The organism is Sorangium sp. So ce1036 (assembly GCF_051369805.1).
Classification (GTDB): Bacteria; Myxococcota_A; Polyangia; order Polyangiales; family Polyangiaceae; genus Sorangium; species Sorangium cellulosum_F.
Genome location: NZ_JBBMOX010000002.1, coordinates 359337 through 376879, shown reverse-complemented (window position 1 = coordinate 376879; position 17543 = coordinate 359337). Strand labels below are relative to the sequence as shown.

At 76.3% G+C, this 17543-nt stretch carries 2 protein-coding genes (1 of these 2 only partly in view); both read right to left on the bottom strand.

Annotated elements, in window-relative coordinates:
- Positions 1–5185, bottom strand: partial view of a type I polyketide synthase gene (locus tag WMF31_RS38510; RefSeq protein ID WP_436606872.1) — the 5' portion only. Its footprint begins 5156 nt before the window's first position; only the first 5185 of its 10341 coding nucleotides appear in the window; the start codon lies at positions 5183–5185; the stop codon falls past the left edge of the window.
- Entirely contained in the window at positions 5169–17543 is a 12375-nt protein-coding gene (locus tag WMF31_RS38505) for an SDR family NAD(P)-dependent oxidoreductase (RefSeq protein WP_436607582.1), read from the bottom strand. Before WMF31_RS38505 ends, WMF31_RS38510 begins: the two co-directional genes overlap by 17 nt.

The following is a 17543-nucleotide window of genomic DNA, read 5'->3' as shown; positions in this document are numbered from 1 at the left end:
TCCCCGTGATCACGTGCGCCTCGGCCTCGCGCGCGGCGCCCTGGAGGAGCCCACCGTGGTTCGGGCTGATCCCCACGAAGACGCCGGTCCGCGAGTCTCTGAGCGAGGCCGGGACGACGCCGGCGTCCTCGAGGGCGTGCCAGGACGCCTCGAGCAACAGGCGGTGCTGCGGGTCGATGTGCTTCGCCTCGCGGGGGCTGATGCCGAAGAAAGCCGCGTCGAAGAGCTCGACGTGGTCGAGGAACCCCGCCTCGCGGACGTAGCTCTTGCCCTCGGCCTCGGGGTCCGGATCGTAGATCTCGTCCATGCTCCAGCCGCGGCCCTGCGGGACGGGGCCGACCGCGTCCGTCCCGTGCTGCAGCAGGCGCCAGAGCCCTTCGAGATCGACGACGCCGCCGGGGAGACGCAGGCCCACGCCGACGATCGCGATGGGCTCGTCGCCCGAGCCGGGTCGGGGCTCGGCGCGGGCGATCCCCTCGTCGCGCGGGGGGTGGCCGAGGGCCGAGGCGAGGACCTCCTCGAGGAGGAAGCGCGCGACGTGGTGGGGCGATGGGTGGTCGAAGGCCAGCGTCGCCGGCAGGCCGACGCCCGTCGTCCGCTGGAGCCGCCGGCGGAGCTCCACGGCCATCAGCGAGTCCAGGCCGAGGTGGGTGAAGCCCGCGTGCGGGTCCAGGCGGGAGGGGTCGGGATGGCCGAGGACGGCGGCCGTCTCCGCCAGCACGAGCAGGAGGACGTGGCGGAGACGCTCGCGCTCGGCGAGGCCCTCGAGCCGGGAGAGCAGCTCGGCCCCCGCGGGCGCCGAGGACAGCGCCGCGAGGGCGGCCTGGGCCTCCGGGATTTCGCGCAGCAGCGGGCGCGGACGCGCCGCGGTGAAGGTGGGGGCGAAGCGCGTCCAGTCGATGTCGGCGACGGTGAGGGTGGTCTCGTCGTGGTCCAGCGCTCGCTGCAGGGCCGCGAGGGCGAGGTGGGGCGCCATCGCGGCCACGCCGCGGCCGCGGAGCGCCTCTCGCGCTGCGGGGTCCGCCGCCATGCCGCCGCCGGCCCACAGGCCCCAGGCGATCGAGGTGGCCGGCCGCCCCAGGGCGCGGCGCTGCTCGGCCAGCGCGTCGAGGAAGGCGTTGGCCGCCGCGTAGGCCCCCTGCTGGCTGCTCCCCCAGACGCCCGCGATGGAGGCGAAGAGGACGAAGGCGTCGAGGGGCGCGCCGCCGAGCAGGTCGTCGAGGTGCTGCGCGCCGAGGGCCTTGCCGGAGGCGACGTCCGCGAGCTCCGCCAGGGTGATCTCGGCCAGCGGGGTCTGCTCGGCGACGCCCGCGGCGTGCACGACGGCGCGGAGGGGATCTCCTCCGGCCGTGAGGCGCTGGAGCAGGGTCGCGAGCGCCTCGCGATCGGCCGTATCGCAGGCAGCGAGGGTGACGCGGGCGCCGAGGGCGGTGAGCTCGGCCTCGAGCTCGGCCGCTCCGGGGGCGCCCTGCCCGCGGCGGCTGGTGAGGACGAGGTGCTCGGCGCCGTTCCGGGCGAGCCACCGGGCCACGTGCGCGCCCAGGCCCCCCGTGCCGCCGGTGACGAGCACCGTACCGCGCGGCCGCCAGGAGCGCGCGGCGGGCGTTTCGCGGAGCGGTGCTCTGACCAGCCGTCGCGCGAACAGCCCGGAAGCGCGCAGCGCGAGCTGGTCCTCGGCGTCGCGACCGCCGAGCGCGGCGGCGAGCCGCTCGGCCATCGTCTCGTCCAGCTCGCCGGCGACGTCGATGAGCCCACCCCACCGCCCGGGGTGCTCCAGCGCGACCGCGCGGCCGAGCCCCCACGAGAGCGCCTGCAGCGGGCGCGCGAGGCGGTCGGAGCGCCCCGTGGAGACCGCGCCGCGCGTCAGCAGCCACAGCGGCGCCTCGATCGCCGTGTCCCCCAGCGCCTGCGCGAGCGCGAGCGTGAGGGCGAGCCCCCGGGGCAGCCCGCCGTGCTGGGCCAGCGGGGTCTCGTCGAGGGCGAGGAGCGAGAGCACGCCGCGCGGCGCGATCCCCTCCCCGAGCGCCTCGCGCAGCCGCGCCGCGAGGGCAGCCCGGTCGAGCTCGCGCCCGTGCACCGGCACCGGCACGACCGTCGCGCCGCTCTCCGCGAGCGCCCGGCGGGCGAGGCGCGCGACGTCGTCGTCCCGACCCGGGTCGACCAGCAGCCAGGTCCCGGAAAGGTCGCTCCGCGAGGCGCCGACCAGGGGCCTCCACACGCCGCGATAACGCCAGCCGTCGAGGGTGCTCTGCTCCGCTCGCCGCCGGTGGAAGGTCGAGAGCGCGGGCAGCAGGGTGGCCAGCGAAGCGCGTTGCTCCTCCCCCTCGATGTGCAGCGCCTCGGCGAGGGAGCCGAGATCCGCCCGCTCGACGGCCCCCCAGAAGCCGCTCTCGGCGGACGACGACGGGCTGGCGGCCACGCCGGCGCTCGAGCTCCCGGGAGCCTCGAGCCAGTAGCGCTCACGCTGGAACGCGTAGGTGGGCAGCATCACCCGCTGGCCCCTGGGCAGGACCTTCGTCCAGTCGAGGGAGCGCCCGTGGACGCAGAGCTCGCCGAGCGAGAGGAGGAAGCGCCGGAGATCGCCCTCGCCACGCCGCAGCGTGCCCACCACCACCGCCGAGACCCCCGACGACTCGAGCGTCTCGCGCAAGGCCAGCGTCAGCACGGGGTGGGGGCTGACCTCGACGAAGAAGCGATGGCCCTCGGAGGCGAGCCGGCGCGCTGCGTCCGCGAAGCGGACCGTCTGCCGCAGGTTCTGGTACCAGTACCCGGCGTCGAGCTCGGCGCCGTCGAGCCAGCCTCCGCTCACGGTCGAGCAGAGCGGCACGGCGGACGAGCGCGGCGCGATCCCCGCCAGCGCGCCCAGGAGCTCGTCGCGGAGGACCTCCACCTGGGCGCTGTGGGACGCGTACGCGATGCGCACCTTGCGCGCGAAGATCTGCGCGGTCGCGAGCTCCTCCAGCAACGCGTCGAGCGCGCCCGGATCGCCGGAGACGACCGTGGAACGAGGGCTGTTGAGCCCTGCGATGGTCAGCCGCGCTCCCCGGCGCCTCAAGCGCTCTTCGAGCTCGGCCGCGGGCAGCTCCACGGCGGCCATGGCGCCCTCGCCGGCGAGCCGGGCGAGCGCGCGGCCGCGCAGCGCCACCACCTTGGCGGCGTCCTCGAGCGACAGCGCGCCGGCCACGCAGGCCGCGGCGATCTCGCCCTGGCTGTGGCCGACCACGGCGTCGGGCTCGACGCCCATCGAGCGAAAGAGCGCGGCGAGCGAGACCATGCAGGCGAAGAGCGCCGGCTGCACCACCTCGTCCCGATCGAGCGAGGGGGCGCCCGCTGCGCCGCGCAGCACCGCCGGCAGCGAGAAGCCCACGTACGGCGCGAGCGCGCGCCCGCAGGCCTCGATGCGCTCGCGGAAGACCTCGGAGGTCTCGAGCAGCGGCTGCGCCATCCGGGCCCACTGCGAGCCCTGCCCCGGGAAGACGAAGACGAGCTTGCCCTGGGTCCTGGCCTCGCCGGCCACGACGTGAGCGGCGGGCTTGCCGGAGGCGACGGCGTCGAGCGCCTCGAGGACGGTCGCGCGGTCGTCCGCGACGATCATCGCCCGTCGCTCGAAGTGCGACCGGGTGGTGGCGAGGGAATACGCGACGTCCAGGAGCCCGAGGTCCGGACGGGCATCGAGGTGCGCGCGCAGCCGCGCGGCCTGGTCCCGCAGCGCCGCTTCCGTGCTCCCGGACACGAGCAGGGGCAACGCCGGCGGCAGCGCGGCGGAGGGCTCGGCCTGGGCCGTCGGCTCCCCCGGCGGAGCCTCTTCGAGCAGGACGTGGGCGTTGGTGCCGCTGATGCCGAACGAGGAGACGCCGGCGCGGCGGGGAGCGCCGCCGGCCTCCCAGGGCACGGCCTCGGTCAGGAGGCGGACCGTGCCAGGGGACCAGTCGACGCGGGGAGAGGGGGTGCTCGCGTGCAGGGTCCTGGGCAGGAGCCCGTGCTGCATGGCGAGCACCATCTTGATGACCCCGGCGATCCCCGCGGCGGCCTGGGTGTGGCCGAGGTTGGACTTGATGGATCCGAGCCACAGCGGGTTGTCCCTGGAGCGGCCCTGTCCGTAGGTGGCGAGCAGGGCCTGCGCCTCGATGGGGTCGCCGAGGGGGGTTCCGGTGCCGTGGGCCTCGACGGCATCGACGTCGCCGGGGGAGAGCCCGGCGCTGTCGAGCGCCTGCTGGATGACGCGCCGCTGGGAGGGCCCGTTGGGCGCGGTGAGGCCCTGGCTCTTGCCGTCCTGGTTGACGGCGGAGCCGCGGACGAGCGCGAGGATCGGGTGGCCGTCTCGGCGGGCATCGCCGAGCCGCGCGAGGAGGACCATGCCGGCGCCTTCGGCCCAGCCGGCGCCGTCCGCGTCGGCGGAGAACGCCTTGCAACGGCCGTCGGGCGCGAGCCCGCGCTGGCGGCTGAACTCGATGAAGGAGGCCGGCGTCGGCATGACGGTGACGCCGCCGGCGAGCGCCAGGGAGCACTCGCCGCGGCGCAACGCCTGGCAGGCGAGGTGGAGCGCCACGAGCGAGGAGCTGCACGCGGTGTCGATGCTGACGGCGGGCCCCTCGAGCCCGAGGGTGTAGGCGATGCGCCCGGAGGCGACGCTGGTGGTGCTGCCGGTCCCGATATGGCCCTCCAGCGCGTCCGGCGTCTGGAACAGGCGCGCGCCGTAGCCCTGATCGATGACGCCGACGAAGACGCCCGTGCGGCTTCCGTGCAGGGAGGCGGGGTCGATGCCGGCGCGCTCGACGGCCTCCCACGAGAGCTCGAGCAAGAGCCGCTGCTGCGGGTCCATGGCGACGGCCTCGCGCGGGCTGATGTCGAAGAACGCGGGGTCGAAGCGGTCGGCGTCGTGGAGGAAGCCCCCCTCGCGCGCGTAGCACGTGCCCTCCCGGTCCGGGTCGGGGTCGTAGAGCGCGTCGGTGTTCCAGCCGCGGTCCGAGGGGAACGCGGAGATGGCGTCGGTGCCGGCCAGGAGCAGCTCCCAGAGCGCCTCGGGGGTGTGCGCGCCGCCGGGGTAGCGGCAGCTCATCGCGACGATCGCGATGGGCTCCCGTCCGCTCGCCTCGACCTCGCGCAGACGCTCACGGGCCTGGTGCAGCTCGTAGGTCACCCGCTTGAGGTAGCCACGGAGCAACTCCTCATTTGCCATGCACATCTCCCTGCACGCCGAGCTCCTGCTCGATGAAATGAATGAGCTCGGCGTCGGCGGCCGACTCGATCTGCTCGCGAAGGGACGCGTCGGCGGGCTTCCCCTCGGCGCTGGTCAGCTTCGACAGGAGCGCCTGCAAGCGGCTGGCGAGGCTCGCCCGGGCGACGTCGTTCGAGGCGATCGCCGGGAGGGCGGCCTCCAGCCTGTCGAGCTCTGCGAAATCGAGGGCGGCCGCCGTCGCCTCGTCCTTGAAGAGCTCCGCCTTCAGCCGTCGCGCGACGTCGAAGGGGGTCGGGTGGTCGAAGAGCAGCGTGGCCGGCAAGCGCAAGCCGGTGGCAGCGGCGAGGCGGTTCCGCAGATCGAGGGCCATGAGCGAGTCGAGCCCGAGCTGCGCGAGCGGACGCCTGGGCGTGACCGCGCCCGGCGCCGCGACGCCGAGGACGGTGGTCGCCTCGGCGCACACGAGCTCGGTCAGGGCGTGGTCGCGGCCCTCGTCGGAGAGCGCGGCGAGGCGCCGCTTGAGCGAGGCCGGCGCGGCGGCGTCGGGGCCCCGTCGAGCCGGCGCGCGCAGGAGGTCGTGGAGGAGGCCGCGGAGCAAGGGCGGCAGCGCCTCGGCGTCCCCGTCCAGGTTGAACCGCGCCGGGACGAGGGATGCGTCGGATCGCCCGAGGGCGGCGTCGAAGAGGGCGAGGCCGTCCTCCAGCGACAGCGCGCCGACGCCCTGGCGAGCGATGCGGTGGATATCCGCGTCTCCGAGCTGGGCCGTCATGCCGTGGCGCTCGACGAATCGGCCCCAGGCGAGCGAGGTGGCGGGCAGCCCTTGCGCCCTGCGATGATGCGAGAGCGCGTCCAGAAAGGCGTTGGCCGCGGCATAGCTGCTCTGGCCCGGGCTGCCGAGCACGCCGGCGAGCGAAGAGAAGAGGACGAAGGCGGAGAGAGGGAGCCCCCGGGTGAGCTCGTGCAGGTGGAGCGCGGCGTCCACCTTGGGTCGCAGGACGCGGTCCACCCGCTCGGGGGTCAGGGCGCTCAGGACTCCATCGTCGAGCGCCCCGGCGGCGTGGATGACCGCCGTCAGCGGGCGGTCGTCGGGGACCGAGGCGAGCAGCCGGCTCACCTCGTCGCGATCCGCCCCATCGCAGGCGACCAGCGCGACGCGGGCGCCCGCGGCGGTGAGCTCGCGCTCGAGCGCCTCGGCGCCCTCCGCGGCGCGCCCGCGGCGCGAGGCGAGGAGCACGCTGCGCACGCCGTGCCTGGCGACGAGGTGCCGGGCGATCACGGCGCCGAGCGCGCCCGTGCCCCCGGTGATGAGCACGGTGCCGTCGGGGCTCAGGGGGCGGACCGCCCCGCCGGACGAGGCGGCGATCCGCGCGAGCCGCGGGACGAGCAGGGCCCCGCCCCGCACGGCGAGCTCCGGCTCGCCGGAGGCGATGGCCGCCGGCAAGACGCGGCGTGAACGCTCGCTGTCATCAAGGTCGACCAGGGCGAGGGCTCGATCCGGGTGCTCGGTCCGGGCCGCTCGCACGAGGCCCCAGAGCGGGGCGCTGGCCAGGTCGAGGACGCCGTCCTCGGGCCGCGCGCCGACGGCGTGGCGGGTGAGCAGGACGAGCCGCGACGACGAGAACCGCTCCTCCGCGAGCCAGGCCTGAAGGAGCGCGAGCCCCCGATGGGCGGCCTCGTGGGCCGCGGAGGCCGAGCCACGGGCCTCCTCCGTCCAGAGGAGGACGACGACGTCGGGCAGGGGCTCGCCCCGGGCGAGCGCGGTCGTGAGCGCGGCGAGGTCGGCGAATCCGGCGACCCGGAGCGCGGCGGCGCCGACGTCGGCGGAGACGCCGCCGTCGCCGGCCGCCCCGAGCGCCGCGGAGAGCCCCACGGCATCGGCGCCGAGCAGCGCCCAGCGCCCCGCGGGGCGCGGGGCGTCCGCCTCGGGCAGCGCCGTCCAGTCGACGCGGTGGAGCGCGTCGTGGCCGGCGGGAGCGACGTCGGCGCGCCGCTTCGGCGCGTCGAGCCAGTAGCGCTCGCGCTGGAAGGCGTAGGTGGGCAGCGCGACGGAGCGCGCGCCGAGGGGGGCGAAGAACGCCCTCCAGTCGAGCTCGTGCCCGCGGGCGTGCAGGCCGCCGAGCGCCCGGGTGAGCGTCTCGATCTCGGGGCGGCCCTTGGCGAGGACCGGCAAGAAGGCGGCGCGGGCCTGGGCCTCGTCGGACAGGCAGCCCTGGGCCGCGGCGCAGAGCACGCCGCGCGGTCCGAGCTCGAGGAAGGTCGTGACGCCTTCCGCCTCGAGGGCGCGCACGCCGTCGAGGAACCGCACGGCCTCCCGCGCATGGCGCACCCAGCGCTCGGGCGAGCGCAGCTCGTCCCCGGAGGCGCGCTGTCCGGTGAGGTTGGAGACGATGGGGATGCGCGGCGGATGGAAGGTGACCCCGGCGGCGACCTGTCCGAACGCCTCCAGCATCGCGTCCATGCGAGGGGAGTGGAAGGCGTGGCTGACCCGCAGCCGCGTGGCGCTGCGGCCGAGGGCCTCGAAGTGCTCCGCGACCTCGGCCACCGCGTCCTGGTCGCCCGAGACGACCGTGGAGAGCGCGCCGTTGATCGCCGCGATGTCGATCGCCTCGTCGCGCCCGGCGAGGACGGCGCGGACCTCGTCCTCGGACGCCTGGAGCGAGATCATGGCGCCGCCCGGGGGGAGGGCCTGCATGAGGCGAGCGCGCGCGGAGACGAGCGTGCAGGCGTCCTCGAGCGACAGCACGCCCGCCACGTGGGCGGCCACGAGCTCGCCGATGGAGTGGCCGAGCAAGACGTCGGGCGTGAGCCCCCAGCCCTCCAGGAGCCGGAAGAGGGCCACCTCGAGCGCGAAGAGCGCGGTCTGGGCGAAGGCCGTCTGGTCGAGCAAGGCGGCGTCGTCCGAGCCTTCGTCCGCGAACAGGACGTCGCGCAGCGGCCGGCGCAGCGCCGGCGCGGGCCAGGGCGCCGGCGTGGGCCGGGACTCCGCGATCTCGAGGTGGTCACAGACGGCGTCGAGGACCTCCCGGAAGGCGGGGAACGCCGCGTACAGGGCGCGGCCCATGCCTGGACGCTGGCTCCCCTGACCCGTGAAGAGCAGGGCGAGCGAGCCCCGGGTCCGGACGTCGCCCGTCACCACGTCGGGGGCCGAGCTCCCGCGGGCCAGGGCGCCGAGGCCTTCGAGGAGGGCCGCGCGGCCGCTGGCGACCACCGCGGCCCGCCGCTCGAAATGCGACCGCGCGGTGGCGAGGGAGGCGGCGACGTCGACGAGCTCGAGGTCCGGGCGGGACTCGAGGTGGGCGCGCAGCCGCTCGGCCTGCGCCACGAGCGCCTCTTCGGTCCTGGCCGACACGAGCACGGGCAACGCCGGAGGCAACGGCGTCGTGGGCTCGATCGGCGCGGCCGCTCGGGCAGGCGGGGCCTCCTCGAGGATGACGTGGGCGTTGGTGCCGCTGATGCCGAAGGAGGAGACGCCGGCGCGGCGCGGGCGGCCGTCGGGCTGCCAGGGGGTGGGCTCGGTGACGAGGCGGAGGCTGCCCGAGGACCAGTCGACGTGAGGCGAAGGGGGATCGGCGTGCAGGGTCCTGGGCAAGAGCCCGTGCTGCATGGCCAGGACCATCTTGATGATCCCGGCGACGCCCGCGGCGGCCTGGGTGTGGCCGACGTTGCTCTTGATGGAGCCGAGCCAGAGGGGCCTGTCCTCGGAGCGGCCCTGACCGTAGGTGGCGAGCAGGGCCTGGGCCTCGATGGGGTCGCCCAGGGGGGTCCCGGTTCCGTGGCTCTCGACCGCGTCGATCTCGCCCGGGAAGAGCCGCGCGCTCTCCAGGGCCTGACGGATGACGCGCTGCTGGGCGGGGCCGTTCGGCGCCGTGAGGCCCTGGCTCTTGCCGTCCTGGTTGACCGCCGAGCCGCGGATCAGGGCGAGCACGGGGAGGCCGCGGCGCCGGGCATCGTCGAGCCGCGCCAGCAGCAGCACCCCGATGCCCTCGGCGAAGCCGGTGCCATCCGCGTTCGCAGAGAACGCCTTGCAACGGCCGTCGGGGGCGAGCGCGCGCAGGCGGCTGAACTCGATGAACGGGGCCGGCGTCGCCATGACGCAGACCCCGCCGGCCAGGGCGAGGGAGCACTCCCCCTGGCGCAGCGCCTGGCACGCGAGGTGGATCGCCACGAGCGAGGAGCTGCACGCGGTGTCGATGCTGATGGCGGGCCCCTCGAGCCCGAGGGTGTAGGCGATGCGACCCGAGGCGACGCTCGCCGTGCTGCCGATGCCGAGGTGGCCCTCGAGCTCGTGCGGCGTGTCGAGCACGCGCGCGCCGTAGTCCTGGAAGCTGATGCCCACGAAGACGCCGGTCGGCTCGCCACGGAGGGAGGCGGGGTCGACGCCGGCGCGCTCCAGGGCCTCCCACGAGGCCTCGAGGAGCAGCCGCTGCTGCGGGTCGATGGCGACGGCCTCGCGAGGGCTGATGCCGAAGAACGCGGGGTCGAAGCGGTCGGCGTCGTGGAGGAAGCCCCCCTCGCGCACGTAGCTCTTGCCCCTGTCGTCGGGGTCGGGGCTGTAGAGCGCGCCGACGTCCCAGCCACGCTCGGACGGGAAGGTCGAGATGGCGTCGATGCCGTCCCGGAGCAGCTCCCAGAGCTCCTCGGGGGTGCGGACGCCGCCGGGGTAGCGGCAGCTCATCGCGACGATGGCGATCGGCTGGCCGTCGAGGGCCTCCGGGACGGGAGCGGGTGCGCCGGCGACCTCGACCTCGTGGCCGAACAGCTCCTCCTGGATCCGTCGCGCGAGGGCGGCGGGCGTGGGCTGGTCGAAGAGCAGCGTGGCGGGCAGGCGCAAGCCGGTCGTGCTCTCCAGGCCGGTGCGCAGCTTGAGGGCCATCAGCGAGTCGAGGCCGACCTCCCGGAGCGGGCGGTCGGGGCCGAGGTCGTTCAGCGCCGCGACGCCCAGGAGGGCGCCCACCTCGGAGCGCACGAGATCGAGCAGCGCACGGCTGCGATCGGCGTCGTCGAGGGCAGCGAGGCGCTGCTTCAGCGACGACGACGCGTCGGGGCCGGGGTCGAGCGCGCCGGGGCCGGGGTCGAGCGCGCCGGGGCCGGGGCCGAGCGGGCCGGGGCCGGGGCCGAGCGCGCCGGGGCCGGGGTCGGCGGCGGGCCGATCCGCGGCGCGGACGAGGCCTCGGAGCAGGCGCGGCAGCGCGTCGGGGTCCCCCTCCGCGTGGAAGCGCGCCGGCACGAGGGCGGCGTCGGGCCGGGCCAGCGCGGCGTCGAGGAGGGCGAGGCCGTCCTCGGGCGCGAGCGCGGCGACGCCGAGGCGGGCGATCCGCGTCAGGTCGGCGGGGCCCAGGTGATCGGTCATGTCGCTGCCCCTGGCCCAGGGGCCCCAGGCGAGCGAGACGGCGGGCAACCCTCGGGCCCGGCGGTGATGGGCGAGCGCGTCGAGGAAGGTGTTGGCCGCGGCGTAGTTGCCCTGACCCGGGACCCCCAGCACGCCGGCGAGCGACGAGAAGAGGACGAAGGCGGAGAGGTCGAGCGCCCTCGTGAGCTCGTGCAGATGGAGGGCTGCGTCCACCTTGGGCCGCAAGACGCGGTCGATCCGCTCGGGGGTGAGGGAGAGCAGCGCGGCGTCGTCGAGCACCGCCGCGGCGTGGATGACGCCCTTCAGCGGGCGATCGGGGGGGATGGCCCCGAGCAGCCGCTCGAGCGCCTCGCGGTCCGCGACGTCGCAGGCGGCCAGCGTGACGCGAGCTCCCGCGGCGGTGAGCTCGCGCTCGAGGCGCTCGGCCCCCTGCGCGGCGCGACCCTGGCGCGAGGCGAGGAGGAGGTCCCGGACGCCGTGCCTCGTGACGAGGTGTCGCGCGATGACGGCGGCCAGCGGGCCCGTCCCTCCGGTGATGAGCACCGTGCCTTCCGGGCCCCAGGCTCCGCGCGCTGCCGCATCCGAGCCGCGGTCTTGCCGCGCGAGCCGGGGAGCGAGCAGCTCCCCGTCGCGCACGGCGAGCTGCGCTTGCCCGGAGGCGAGGGCGGCCGGCAGGCGGCGCAGGGACGCCCCGTGCTCGTCGACATCGACGATCACGAGCGGGCGCTCGGGGTGCTCGGACTGGGCCGCGCGGACCAGGCCCCAGAGGGGGGCGTGGACCAGGTCGACGACGTCCTCGTCGGGTCTCGTGGCGATGGCGCGGCGGGTGAGCAGGACCAGCCGGCAAGGCGAGAGGCGCTCCTCGGCGAGCCAGGCTCGCAGCAGCGAGAGCCCCCGGCGCGCGGCGTCGCGGGCCGCGGGCGCCGGGTCGTCGCCGCGGTCGGCCATCCAGGGGACGACGACGACCTCGGGCAGGGGCTGGCCCGGGGTGAGCGCGGCCCTGAGCGCGGCGAGATCGGCGTGATGGACGACCGGGACCGCGGCCGCCTGGAGCGCCTCGCGCCACCGGACGTCGTCGGCCCCGACCAGCGCCCACGGCCTCGCCGCCGGCGGCGCCACGCGGGTGGGCAGCGCCGCCCACTCCATGCGGTAGAGCGAGCCGACGAGCTCGGCGCCCGGCGGCGGGCGATCGGCGGGGATCGCGCCGGCGCTCGGGGCCCTGGGCGCGTCGTGCCAGTGGCGCTCGCGCTGGAACGCATAGGTGGGCAGCGGGATGCGTCGCGCGCCCAGGGGGGTGAACCAGGCGTTCCAGTCGAGCTCGTGCCCGCGGGCGTGCAGGCCGCCGAGGGCCGCGGTGAGCGTCTGGACCTCGGGCGCTCCGCCGTGGAGCGCGGGCAAGAGCGCGGCGCGCGCCTGGGCGTCGTCGGACAGGCAGCCCTGGACCATGGCGCAGAGCGCGCCGCGAGGCCCGAGCTCGAGGAAGGTGGCGACGCCTTCGGCCTCGAGCGTGCGCACGCCGTCGAGGAAGCGCACCGCCTCCCGCGTGTGGCGCACCCAGTACTCGGGCGAGGCCAGCTGCTCGGCGGTGGCGCGCGCGCCGGTCACGTTCGAGATGACGGGGATGCGCGGCGGGTGGAAGGAGAGCCCGCTGACCGTGCGGCGGAGCGCGTCGAGCATTCCTTCCATGCGAGGGGAGTGGAAGGCGTGGCTGACCCGCAGGCGCGTGGTCTTGCGCCCGAGCGCCGCGACGTCCCGCGCGATCTCGACGACGGCGTCCTCGTCCCCTGCGATGACGGTGGACCGGGGGCCGTTGACGGCGGCCACGGAGACACGGTCCCCGCGCCCCACGAGCAGGGGTGCGATCTCGGCCTCGGAGGCGTGGAGCGAGACCATGGCGCCGCCCTGGGGGAGGGCCTGCATGAGGCGAGCGCGCGCGGCGACGAGGGTGCAGGCGTCCTCGAGCGACAGCGCGCCGGCGACGTGGACCGCCACGAGCTCGCCGAGGGAGTGGCCGAGCAGGAAGTCGGGCTGGAGCCCCCAGCGCTCGAGCAGGCGGAAGAGCGCCACCTCCAGCGCGAAGAGGGCCGTCTGGGTGAAGGCGGTCTGGTCGAGCAGGGCGGCGTCGTCCGAGCCCTCGTCCGCGAACAGGATGTCGCGCAGAGGCCGGCCGGGCGCCTCCTGGGATCGCGCCGCGTCGAGGTGGGCGCAGAGGGCGTCCAGGGCCTCCCGGAACGCGGGGAAGGCCTCGTAGAGGGCGCGGCCCATGCCGGGGTGCTGGCTCCCCTGTCCGGTGAAGAGCAGGGCGAGCGGGCCCCGGGCCTTGACGTCGCCGACGATCCCATGGGGACCGGGGTTGCCCCGGGCGAGGGCGCCCAGGGCGTCGAGGAGCGCGTCGCGGTCCCTGGCGACCACCACCGCCCGCCGCTCGAAGTGCGTGCGCGCGGTGGCGAGGGAACAGGCGATGTCCACGAGCCGGAGGTCGGGGTGGAGATCGAGGTGCGCCCGGAGCTGCTCCGCCTGGGCCAGCAGGGCGGGCTGGGTCCTCGCCGACACGAGCACCGGCAGCACCGGCGGGATCCCGGGAGCAGGCTCGGCCTGCGTCGGTCGCGGGGCGGCGGGGGCCTCTCCGAGCAGGACGTGGACGTTGGTGCCGGAGAGGCCGAAGGCCGACACGCCGGCGAGGCGGGGGCGGCCGTCGTCACGGCGGGGCCAGGGCAGCAGGCGGTCCACCACCCGGACCGGCAGGGTCTCCCAGTCGATGTGCGGGTTGCGGGGGGTGGTGTGCAGCGTCGCCGGCAGGGCCTCGTGGCGCAGCGACGCGACGATCTTGGCGACGCCGGCGAGCCCGGCGGCCGCCTCGAGGTGGCCGATGTTGGTCTTGAGCGCGCCGAGCAGGAGCGGGCGGTCCGCCTCGCGCGCGGCTCGTCCGTCGCCGTAGACGGCGGCCAGCGCCTGCACCTCGATGGGGTCGCCCAGCGAGGTGCCCGTGCCGTGGCACTCGACGACATCCACGTCGGCCGGCGCGAGCCGCGCGTCGTGGAGCGCGGCGCGCAGCACCTTCTGCTGGGAGGTGCCGTTCGGCGCGGTGATGCCGCTGCTGGCGCCGTCGTGGTTGACGGCGCTGCCGTGGACGACCGCCAGGATGTCGCGCCCGCGGGCGCGGGCGTCGTCGAGGCGCTCGAGGGCGAGGACGACGGCGCCCTCCCCGCGGCCGAACCCGTCGGCGGCGGCGGAGAAGGTCTTGGAGCGGCCGTCGGGGGCGAGGGCGCGCATGCGCGACAGGAGCACGAACGCGTCGGGCGCCGCCATCACCTGGACGCCGGCGGCGAGGGCCAGATCGCACTCGCGACGGCGCAGGGCCTGGCAGGCGAGGTGCAGCGCCACGAGCGAGGAGGAGCAGGCGGTGTCCACCGCGAGCGCCGGCCCTTGCAGCCCCAGGGTGAAGGCGAGCCGCCCCGCGGCGAACGAGGCCGGCGTGCCCAGGACGGCGTAGGCGTCGGCCTCCTGGGAGCTGCCCTGGAGGAGCGCGTAATCGCTCGCGCCGATGCCCACGAAGACCCCTGTCTGGGAGTCCTTGAGCGAGGCCGGGACCACGCCGGCGTCCTCGAGGGCCTGCCACGCGACCTCGAGCAGGAGCCGGTGCTGCGGATCGAGGTGCCTGGCCTCGTGGGGACCGATGCCGAAGAAGCCGGCGTCGAAGAGGTCGACGCGGTCGAGGAAGGACGCCTCGCGGACATAGCTCTTGCCCCTGGCGTCGGGGTCCGGATCGTAGACGTCGTCGGTCTTCCAGCGGTCTTCCGGGAAGGGTCCCGTGGCGTCGATGCCCTGCGCCAGGAGGCGCCAGAGCCCGGCGAGATCGACGACGCCGCCGGGGAGCCGCAGGCCCAGACCGATGATGGCGAGGGGCTCGTCGCTCGGCGAGGGCGCGCCCTGGGGCGCCGCGGGGGCTGCCGCGGCGCGGGGGAGCTGGCCGGGGGCCTGCGCGAGGGACGCGCGCAGGAGGCCCGCGACGCGGTGGGGCGAGGGGTGGTCGAAGGCCACGGTCGCCGGCAGCCGCACGCCGGTCGCGTGCTGGAGCCGCCGGCGGAGCTCGATGGCCATCAGCGAGTCGAGGCCGAGGGTCTTGAAGCCCGCGTGCGGGCTGACGCGCGAGGGGTCGGGGTGGCCGAGGACGGCGGCCGTCTCGCCGCGGACGAGGTCGAGCAGGAGGCGGTCCCGCTCGGCCTCGGACAGGACGGCCAGCCGCTGCTTCAGGCTCGACGGCGCCTCGCCCCCTGCGCCGGCGTCGCGCTGGAGCCTGGCGCGGAGGAGACCTCGAAGCAAGGGCGGCACGGCGGCGGACGGCGCGCTCCACGCGGCGGTGTCGAAGCGCGCGGGGATCAGCGTGGCGTCGGGGCGCCCCAGGGCAGCGTCGAGGAGGGCGAGGGCGTCCTGGGACGCGAGGGGAACCAGGCCCAGCCGGTGCATGCGCGCGCGGTCGGCGTCGGAGAGGCGCGTGAACATGCCGCTCTCGGCCCAGGGGCCCCAGGCGAGGGAGAGGGCAGGGAGCCCGAGGACGCGGCGCCGGCTCGCCAGCGCGTCGAGGGAGGCGTTGGCGGCCGCATAGCTCGCCATCCCGGCGCCGCCGAGCACGCCGGCGGCCGAGGAGAACAGGACGAAGGCGGCGAGGTCGAGGTCCTGGGTGAGCTCGTGCAGGTGGAGGGCCGCGTCGATCTTGGGTCGCAGGACGCGGCCCACCCGCTCGGGCGTGAGCGAGAGGAGGACGCCGTCGTCGAGCACGGCGGCGGTGTGGACGACGCCGGTCAGCGGGTGGTCCGGGGGGACGGACGCGAGCAGCCGCTGCAGCGCATCGCGGTCTGCGACGTCGCAGGCGGCCAGGCGGACGTGAGCGCCCGCGGCTTCCAGCTCGCTCCGGAGCGCCTCCGCGCCCGGGGCGGAGCCCCCCTGACGCGAGGTGAGGAGGAGGTGGCGGACGCCGTGCCGGACGACGAGGTGCCGGGCGACCAGGCCGCCGAGCGGGCCGGTGCCGCCGGTGACGAGCACCGTGCCCTCGGGGTTCAGCGGGCGGGTCGTCGCGTCGGGGGACGCGGTGACCCGCGCGAGCCTCGGGACGCGCAGGGCCCCCTCGCGCAAGGCGAGCTGGGGCTCGCCGGAGGCGAGGGCGGCGCGCAGGGCGCGGAGCGACGCGCCGCGATCGTCGATGTCGACGAGGACGAGGGGGCGCTCGAAATGCTCGATCTGGGCTGTGCGCACCAGCCCCCAGAGGGCGGCGGGGGCGAGGTCGAGGCCCCCCTCGCCGGGCGTCGTGGCCATGGCGCGGCGGGTGATGAAGACGAGGCGGCAGGGGGCGAGGCGCTCGTCCGCGAGCCAGGCCTGGAGGAGCGAGAGCCCCCGGTGGGTCGCGTCGTGGACCGCCTGGGCGACGTCACGGGCCTCGTCCATCCAGGGGACGGCGACGACGTCGGGGATGCGCTCGCCGCGGGTGATGGCGTCCTGAAGCGCGGCGAGGTCGGGGTAGGCTTCCAGGCGGGCCGCAGCCGCGTCGACGTCGGCCGGGGCGCCGCCTTCGCGGGCTCCTCCGAGCGCCGCGGCCAGCTCGAGGTCGTCGTCCCCGAGGCACGCCCAGCGCTCCGCGCGAGGCGGCGCCGGGGGGGTGGGCAGCGGCACCCAGTCCACGCGGAGGAGCGCGTCGTGGTGCGCGGCGCGCGCGCGGCGGATCTGCTCCGGGGAGACGGGTCGTGTGACGAGGGCGTCGGCGGACGCGACCGGCTCGCCCGATGCATCCGCGAGGGCCAGCGAGACCGCGCCGTTCCCGTCACCGCGGGACATGCGGACCCGGAGGGCGGAAGCTCCGGTGCGGTGCAGGGACACGCCCGCCCAGGAGAACAGGAGCGACACGGTGCCTTCACGGCCGGGCTCGAGCGCGAGGGGGTGAAGGGCGGCGTCGAGCAGCGCCGGGTGGAGGCCGAAGCGGGCGGCGTCCCGCGCGGGACCATCGGGGAGGCGGACCTCGGCGAAGAGGTCGTCTCCGCGCTTCCAGGCGGCAACGAGGCCCTGGAAGTCGTGGCCGTAGGCGACCCCTGTGTCCGCGAGGCGGTCGTAAAAGCCATCCAGATCGAGCGGCTCTGCGCCGGCGGGCGGCCAGTCGCGCAGGTCGAAGGGCGTCGCGTCGGCGGCGGGGGCGAGCGCGCCCGTGGCGTGGCGGGTCCAGCGGGTGTCGTCGTCGCCTTCCGGGCGGGCGTGCAGGGTCAGCGACCGCCGCCCCGCCTCGTCCGGGGCGCCGACGGAGAGCTGAAGATGGACGCCGCCCCGGGGCGGCAGCGCGAGCGGAGCCTCCAGCGTGAGCTCCTCGATGCGGCCGAGCCCGGCGTGGCGGGCGGCGGCGAGCGCGAGCTCGACGAAGGCGGTGCCGGGCAAGAGGACCGTCTCGAAGACCGCGTGGCCGGCGAGCCAGGGGTGGCCCTCGAGCGACAGGCGCCCGGTGAAGAGCAGCTCGCCGGTGGTCGCGAGGACCACGGCGGCGCCGAGCAGCGGGTGGTCGGCGGCGCCGAGGCCGGCCGAGGTCACCTCCGCGCTGCGGGGCTCGGGCGCCGCGAGCCAGTAGCGCTCGCGCTGGAAGGCGTACGTGGGCAGGAGCACCCTCTGGCCGGCGGGCAGGACCTTGGTCCAGGCCAGGGCCAGGCCGTGGGTGTAGAGCTCCGACAGCGAGAGCAGGAGACGGCGGAGGTCGCCCTCGTCGCGCCGCAGCGAGCCGACGGCGGCAGCCGGGGTGCCGGAGGCATCGAGCACCTCCTGCACCGCCAGCGTGAGCACCGGGTGGGGGCTGACCTCGACGAAGAAGCGATGTCCGTCGGCCAGGAGCGCCTGGGCGGCGTCCGCGAAGCGGACGGTCTGCCGGAGGTTCTCGTACCAGTAGCCGGCGTCGAGCGCGGCGCCATCGAGCTTGTGGCCGTGCGCCGTGGAGTAGAACGCAAGGGTGGATGAGCGCGGCGCGACGCCAGCGAGGCAATCCAG